The following is a 7,870-nucleotide window of genomic DNA, read 5'->3' as shown; positions in this document are numbered from 1 at the left end:
TTTACTGCATACTCCTGCGTTCTTGAACTTGCTACAACTCTATCTTTTCTATTCGCAAATGTGTAAATCCCAGGATATCTTAATCGGTCTGCACTTAATGAAATCATTTTATAAGAGTTAAGCATAGCCGATCCCCCTAATGAATAATTTGCTTCAATGTCTTTTGTGATTTGTTGTTTATATCGTAATAAGAAGTCAGTATTTGTTTCCTTCATATCGATATCTTGTGTACGGAACATACCTTCTGGAAATCTCGCTGTATCTTTTGGCTTTTTCTGAGAACGAGATTCACCAGACCAATCTATTGAGCTCCTCACCATCAGATTCAAATTCTTAGTAAATTCATAATTTGCACTAATTGTCCCTATCAATTGATTTCTATTGGAACCATTCAGCATCTCATACACAGACAAATAAATATTGTCCAAGCCACTACTAAACATTCTAATCTGTTCCAGGCCTTCTTTACCCGGCATCCACCACTGTTTATACCAATCAATATCTGCATTAGGAACTAATGCTATTATATTGTACATAACAGTTTGATTATTATATCCTGTAGAAGGTAAATTATCCGCAAACTTATTGTTATAACTAATTTTTGTAGAAATATCTAGTTTGTCATTTACTTTTTGCGTGACATTTAACGCAATAGTATTCCTCTTATAACCAGTATTTGGAACTATCCACTCGTTTTTTAAGTTCGTAAAATTTAAACGAGCAGTAGTTTTTGCGTTACCTCCACTTACAGAAACACTATTGGTATAGGTTTGCGAAACTTCAAAGAAATCCTTTCTGTTATTTTTATAGGGTACCCATGGCGTTCTTTCAGTACCTCTATATAACAGGTTCGGATCCCATTGATAATATTCCTGACCATCAAATTTCGGTCCCCAGGCAGCTCCGGTATTTTTTGTATTTGCCCCATCTTCGGTTGCTCCGTAGGAATAATATCTATCTGAGCCTATAGCTCCCTGACCATATTCATACTGAAAATCAGGCCATCTGTTTATTGTGCCAAAAGTGGAGTTAGAATTAAAGGATACTCCTAATCCTTTTTGACTTGGCTTCCCTGATTTTGTAGTAATGATAATAGCCCCGTTAGATCCTCTGGAACCGTATAATGCCGCCGCACCCGGCCCTTTAAGTACACTCACACTCTCGATATCTTCGGGATTAAGATCACTAATACCATTACCATGATCAATTGGGTTCTCACTTCCTAAATAAGATCCATTTGGTTCGGAGATTTTGGAACTAACCACAACTCCATCCACAACAATCAATGCAGCATTATCTCCGCTCAATGAACTCTCTCCTCTAAGTATAATCTTATTGGAACCTGCAGGTCCGCCACCAGATTTAACCATATTTAAACCGGCTACTTTTCCACTTAAGGCATCTGTCCAGTTATTGGACACTGCATCCATCAAGTCTTCACCTTTTACTTGCGTAACTGCATAACCCAAAGATTTTTCTTCTCTCTGGATACCCAATGCAGTAACAACAACTTCACTTAGTGCTTTTACATCATCATTTAATGTTACATTGATAGTGGTTTGCTGACCAACTGTAATTTCTTTTGGTTGAAATCCAATGAAACTGTAAACCAATACTGCTTTTGGGTCAGTAACCTTAATGGAATATTCACCATTTACATTAGTAACTTCCATCACGTTGGTATTCTTCAACTTGACAGCTACACCGGGTAAAGGTTCATTATTTTTATCAACAACTTTACCTTTTATTACAATAGTCTTTTTAGGTTGTTGAGCTGGTTCTTTCTTTACTATTACTACGGTATTTCCGTTTATAGTATAACCTAAGGCCTGGTTTTCCAAAGATTTATCCAATACTTCTCTTAAAGAAGCATCTTTTAGACTTAGGGAAACACTATTTGCCCCTTCCAGCATATTAGAGTTGTAAATGAAATTGTAGCCAGTCTTAGCTTCAAGTTCCTTTAATATACTCTTTAAAGAAGCATTTTGTTTAGTCATGCTCAATTTCTGAGCATAACCCGCTGCACCTGCCGCCTGTAAAAATACAGTTAACAGCAACACAAAACTGAGTTTCATTTTAAGAAAAAATTTAATAGGTATGCAATTTGCCTTGCATAAAGCTGTGTATTTTTTATACATTTGAATGATTTTGTAATGTTTAACCTGGTTCCCTTCAAAAAAATCAGTTAGTAGTTACAATTTTCTTAATCGGGAGAGGGTCCAGCTCTCTCGGTTTTTTGTAACTGTATGTTGTGAACGTAGAAAATTACTGCATTACAGTTACCCTCCTTTCATGCATTTTAAATTTTACTGTTCCTGTTAATTCTAAACTTTTTAATAGCTCGGAGAGTGTACTGTTTTTAGAGAACTTTCCTCCGAAAGTCTTACCTTCTAAATTATCCTCATATGCTATTTCAACATTATACCATCTACTTATTCTTCGCATTAAACTCTCGATAGACTCATCTCTAAATAAAAAATATCCATTTCTCCAGGCCATTGTTTGCTCTATATCGGCATCTTGGGTTGTAAAGCCGCTTTTACCATTATATGCAACAGCTTCCTGCCCTGGTGTCAATATGGCTTCTTTGTTTCCTCTATTGATTTTAACAGAACCTTCCAGTAAGGTTGTTTTTATTTGTGATTCATCTGCAAATGATGAAATATTGAAGTGTGTTCCCAGAACCCGAATCTCCATATCTTTCGCCTTCACGTAAAAAGGTTTTGTTTTATCTTTGGCAACTTCAAAATAACCTTCTCCTATTAACTCTACTCTTCTTTCCTTACCGGAAAACGTAACCGGAAAACGTAAAGACGACATCGAATTTAACCAAACTTTAGTTCCATCTGGTAAAATTAGCTGGTACTCCCCACCTTTTGGAGTAGATATTATATTATAAACAATTTCATTGTTAGTCTTCTTAGAAGATAGAGATGAAAGGTCATAAATGATTTGGCCTTCCTTGGTTTTCTTTATAATGCTGCCATATTGTTCTGCCACGTTACCATTTGCCAGGCTGTCCAATACGATATGAGAACCATCTGCTAAAGTCAATACAGCCTTGTTACCTCCAGGGTAAATTTCTGCCGGCTCTACTTTAGCCAGAGACTTTTCTCCTGAACCGGTATCTACTGAGGATAGTCTAAATTTTAAAACGGCCATTACAGATAACACTATAAAAGCTACGGCTGCAGCGTATTTGGTTATTAGCCAATAAGAAGGCTTATATCTATCAACTTGTTCTTTCCGCTCAATAATATTCTGCCAGGCCTGCTCTTTATTATTTTTTCCAAAGAAATATTCTGCTTCAATTTTTAGTTTCTGCTCATCAACCAGTTTGTCCAATAAAGCTTTATTTCCTACGTCACTGTTCAACCAATTCTCTAATTGCTGTCTTTCATCCACACTCAGCTCTTCCCTGATGTGTTTGACAACAAGTTCACTTATCTTAAATATTCTGTCGAATTCTTCGAAGTTCTGCATATATAGCTATAAGACACTCAAGATTTCTAAGTGGATAATAAAAATTAAAAAAAATTCACTTTTCCCGTTGGCCTATATTGTACACACTAATATGTTTTCAAAAACAAGCAAAGCGACCAAACAACAATAAATATTAAAAACACTAATAATCAATAAGTTAAATCCAAAACAACACTTTCATTTATTCTTTATACTGAGACTTTGGAATAGTAATTGGATGCTGATCTCTATAAAAATTAACAAAACAAAAACACTATGAAAAATTTAATGAAGTTATTTGTCTTGACTTTTTTTGCCACCACGGTATTGGTTTCATGTAGTAAAGACGATGATCCGGCAGATAACGATTTATTTGTTGGAACTTACAGAGGGAGTATCTCTTATACCAATGGTGATGAAAGCCATAGTAATGCGAATGGTAATGTAAGAGTAGTTAAAGCTGGAAATAACTACAACTTTATTTTCTCTGACGGAATCCCTGATTTAAATGGAGTTGAATTTAGAAAAGAGGGTGACAACACTGTAATTTCTATTGGCGACGACGAATCTAAATATATCAGGATTACGGCAAGCTCGTTAACCATTCTTTATGTTAAAGATGGCGGAGCAAGATGGACAGCAGATTGTACACGTTAGTTTATTCTAAATCTCTAAAGGCAGTAAGTTACTTGCTGCCTTATTTTATAATTTTTATCCTTCCTTTATCTTTGTCCATTTATATTAAATTCATGCTATTTTTAACAATACAGTGGTGAGATTAGAAACTATAATTGCAGTAAAAGACATTCCTGAAAGCTCCAAATTCTATCAGACTTTATTAGGTTTAACCAGTAAACATGGTGGAGATACTTTCGAAATATTAGCTGATAGCAATAACATTACTGTACTTTGTTTACATAAATGGGGAGAACATGAACACCCGACAATGCTAAATGTAAATTTACCTGCAGGTAATGGTCTCATTTTATTTTTCAGGGTACCTGACTTAAATCGGATATGGGAAAATGCCATAAATGCCCATTATAAAATTGAAAAAGAACCACATTATAATCCTAACTCCCTCAAAAACCAATTTATCTTACGGGATATAGATGATTACTATTTAATCATTTCCGAATAATATAGAATTCTTATTTTTATAGTTCATACTGGCATACCTCTGCAAACCTAAAACACTTGCAAGGTGTTTTATTCTAAGCATTGATTAATGAATTGAATGGAAATTATTATCATTATAGGTTTAATATTATTGAATGGCATATTTTCTATGTCGGAAATGTCATTAGTTTCTTCCCGAAGGTTTAAGCTGGAAAGTGAAAAAGAAAGGGGAAGCTCTAATGCAGACACTGCATTAAAATTAGCAGAGAATCCTACAAAGTTCTTATCTACGGTGCAAATTGGCATCACTTTGATTGGTATACTGCTGGGGGTATATAGCGGTGAAGGGCTAACACAAAATCTCGCAAATTACCTTGCTGACATAGAAACTATTGCACCTTATGCAAATAGTCTGGCCACTGTAATTATAGTGGTTGTAGTTACTTATGTTTCTATAGTTGTGGGAGAATTATTGCCCAAGCGTATTGGTATGACTTTTCCCGAGCCTATTGCTATGCTTTTAGCTAAACCTATGCGCATACTGGCAAGCTTAACATCGCCTTTCGTTTGGTTGTTAACAGCTTCTAACAATCTGTTACTAAAAATATTAGGTATAAAAAATAGCGTAACCAGTAAGGTGTCTGAAGAAGAGATTAAATCTCTGGTGAAGGAAAGTGCTTTAGGTGGCGAAATTAAAGATATTGAACAAGATATCGTAGAAAGGGTTTTTGAACTTGGCGACCGTAAAATAAAATCTTTACATACTCATAAGAGAGATCTGGTATTTTTTTCTTCTACAAATTCATGGGACGAAGTCACGGCAAAAATAAAAGAAGAAAAGCACTCTGCCTATCCCGTGGTAAAAGACAATAATTTAGATTCAATTTTAGGGATTGTTTTGCTTAAGGATTTGTTTTTTGTTAATCGCGAACATTTCGATATTCATAATTATATCAAAAAGCCACTGTTCTTTAATGAGAATACTTTTGCATATAATGTTTTAGAGTCTTTCAAAAAACACATGACGCATTATGCCATTATTGTCGACGAATATGGTGCTACTGAGGGGATGGTTACTATGAGCGATGTTTTGGAGGCTCTGGTGGGTGATATAACGGAAGGTAACGATGATGAATATAAAATTGTTAAAAGAGATGTTAACAGTTGGTTTGTTGACGGCCAATACGATTTTCTGGATTTTAAAAAGTATTTTAAACTGGAATTGGATGATAAGTTAAATGATCAGTTTACTACGGTAGCGGGTTTCATTATTTATCTGCATGATGAACTTCCTGAACTGGGTGATAAAATACGCCTGGCTAATTACGAGTTTGAGATTATAGATAAAGACGGACACAGAATAGATAAAATCCTGGTAACGAGGGTTAACAAAAATTTGATTATATAAAAGCTAATTCATATCAATTGCAAATTAGAGGGGCTGAAAATCAGATTAAATTCTGCCACTAAACAATTCCATTATTCTTAGAACCTCCGCTCCTGTTTGACCAGAACAGGGGTTTTCTTCCTTACCGAGAAAATAAGCGGTTACTTTTTCTATAATGGGTTCTTGTACATGTTTTGGATGTGCAACTTCAATAATACCCTGACGATCGGCTGTTTTTAATTCAATTTTTGTTTCACCAAAAAAACCAAAACTCAGTTTTCCCTTCGTTCCAAAAATTTCACACAAATCAGCATTATCTGCAGGTGCATTATTAAAACTCCAGAACCCGTTAAACACAATATTGTTCTGGAATAAAATCTGTCCCGATACTATGTCATCTACCTCATCTTTTCCAAATCTATTTACAGAAAGTCCTTTTGCTGCCTTTACCTCTCCAAAAAAGAAAATCATTAAATCTATCTGATGCGGTGCCAAATCATAAAATAATCCTCCTCCTGATATGGATGGATTCATTCGCCAGTTTTCTGCCGTCCTGGCAATTACATTGTTGCCTCTCCCCTGCATAATTCTCAAATTCACACTGCTCACCTCCCCAATCGCACCCTCGTCAATCAATTGTTTAACCTTTTGGAAGTAAGGCATAGCCCTTCTGTAATGTGCAACACTTAGTTTTCTTCCCAACTTATCTGCTATAAATTGCATGTTCAGGCAAGCGGATTCTGATAAGGCCATTGGCTTTTCTATATAAACATTTTTTCCGGCATTAAGGGCTTTTAAAGTCAATTCTTCATGACTGGAAGGTGGAGTTGCGATATAGATGGCATTTATATCGGGGTTGGCTAATAAATCGTCAACATTACTATACCATTTTGGTACGTTGTGCCTCTTTGCATATTCTTCTGCTTTCTCTGCATTTCTGCGCATCACTGCTATTAGCGAAGATTTTGGCACTCTGTTAAATGCTGGTCCACTTTTCACTTCGGTTACATCTCCACAACCAATAATTCCCCAATTAATATGATTATCCATAGTCAGCATGTTAGATCCTATACAAATATAGAATAACGGATATTAAGCACAAGACTCTGGATAAGAATATAAGAAGTTACAAGGAAAGGAAAAACGCTAACATTAAAGACAAAAGAGATGTCAGTTTTAATCTTAGCATCTGAATTGCTTTTTGTTTTTGCTTTTTGATGGTATTGACAGAAATTCCTAATTCATCGGCAATTTCCTGATTCTTTTTACCCTCAAAAAAGCTTAATAAAGAGATTGTTTTATATTGCTGTGGTAAATCTGCTACAGCTTTATGAATTTGTGATAACACTTCGGCAGACATAATGGCTTCTACAATTGGTGCATCCATTGGTTCATCTCCGCGCAGATTTAACTGCATATATCTGTCTACTACTTTACTGTGTCTTATTACGTTTAGGCTTAGATTCTTAACAGTATTATATAAGTAGCTTTTAAGGCTTTGCTCTGAATTAACTAATGTCTCTTTATTCCCCCACAACTTAACAAATGCTTCTTGTACAATGTCTTCTGCTTGTTCCTGGTTCCTGATAATCTGGTAGGAAAAATAGACCAACCTGTCATAGAGTGTATCAAAGAGTGATTTGATATCAACCTCCTGGCTTTCAACTTCTTCTACCCTTAAAAAAGCACTTGATATATCCACCAAAAATCCTATCTCTTTAATTTACAACTTTTGTTATTACAATAAAGCTTTGCAATACTTATCTCAAATCTATTGTTTTTAATTTCAACAAACAAACATTTTTAAGACAAACAAACAGCAAAAAGAAACATAAAAATGTTTTTTTTAGTTTCTTTTTCATTTAAAAGTGCCCTGCTTTATATTACAAATATAGAATGCAC

At 35.0% G+C, this 7,870-nt stretch carries 7 protein-coding genes; 3 read left to right on the top strand and 4 right to left on the bottom strand.

What is annotated here, in order from left to right:
• A partial coding sequence (locus tag ABWO41_RS13215; protein ID WP_353138778.1) for a SusC/RagA family TonB-linked outer membrane protein occupies positions 1 to 2,075 on the bottom strand: 2,075 nt, incomplete at its 3' end.
• Between the two features lie 190 nt (positions 2,076 to 2,265).
• A complete protein-coding gene (locus ABWO41_RS13210; RefSeq protein ID WP_353138775.1) occupies positions 2,266 to 3,483 on the bottom strand; it encodes a FecR family protein in 1,218 nt (405 codons plus the stop codon).
• Between the two features lie 255 nt (positions 3,484 to 3,738).
• Here ABWO41_RS13210 and ABWO41_RS13205 point away from each other — a divergent pair, with 255 nt between their 5' ends.
• The 3 genes from ABWO41_RS13205 to ABWO41_RS13195 all read left to right on the top strand — a co-directional run bounded on the left by ABWO41_RS13205 (position 3,739) and on the right by ABWO41_RS13195 (position 5,989).
• Complete coding sequence (locus tag ABWO41_RS13205) at positions 3,739 to 4,119, top strand: hypothetical protein (RefSeq protein ID WP_353138772.1); 381 nt, start codon at positions 3,739 to 3,741, stop codon at positions 4,117 to 4,119.
• A gap of 115 nt (positions 4,120 to 4,234) precedes the next feature.
• Positions 4,235 to 4,603: a VOC family protein gene (locus ABWO41_RS13200; RefSeq protein WP_353138769.1), complete on the top strand. Its 369-nt coding sequence runs from the start codon at positions 4,235 to 4,237 to the stop codon at positions 4,601 to 4,603.
• A 96-nt stretch (positions 4,604 to 4,699) separates the two neighbouring features.
• A complete protein-coding gene (locus ABWO41_RS13195) occupies positions 4,700 to 5,989 on the top strand; it encodes a hemolysin family protein (RefSeq protein ID WP_353138767.1) in 1,290 nt (429 codons plus the stop codon).
• A gap of 45 nt (positions 5,990 to 6,034) precedes the next feature.
• Here the strand turns inward: ABWO41_RS13195 and ABWO41_RS13190 are convergent, their stop codons facing one another.
• Positions 6,035 to 7,018 (bottom strand): Gfo/Idh/MocA family protein, encoded by a 984-nt coding sequence (locus tag ABWO41_RS13190; protein ID WP_353138764.1) that lies wholly within the window; start codon positions 7,016 to 7,018, stop codon positions 6,035 to 6,037.
• Between the two features lie 76 nt (positions 7,019 to 7,094).
• Positions 7,095 to 7,670, bottom strand: coding sequence for an RNA polymerase sigma-70 factor (locus tag ABWO41_RS13185; protein ID WP_353138781.1), 576 nt, complete (start codon positions 7,668 to 7,670; stop codon positions 7,095 to 7,097).
• Positions 7,671 to 7,870 lie beyond the last annotated feature (200 nt).

The organism is Pseudopedobacter sp., assembly GCF_040392825.1.
Lineage (GTDB): Bacteria > Bacteroidota > Bacteroidia > Sphingobacteriales > Sphingobacteriaceae > Pseudopedobacter.
The sequence above is the reverse complement of the archived record's forward strand: the minus strand, read 5'-3'. Positions and strand labels throughout refer to the sequence as shown.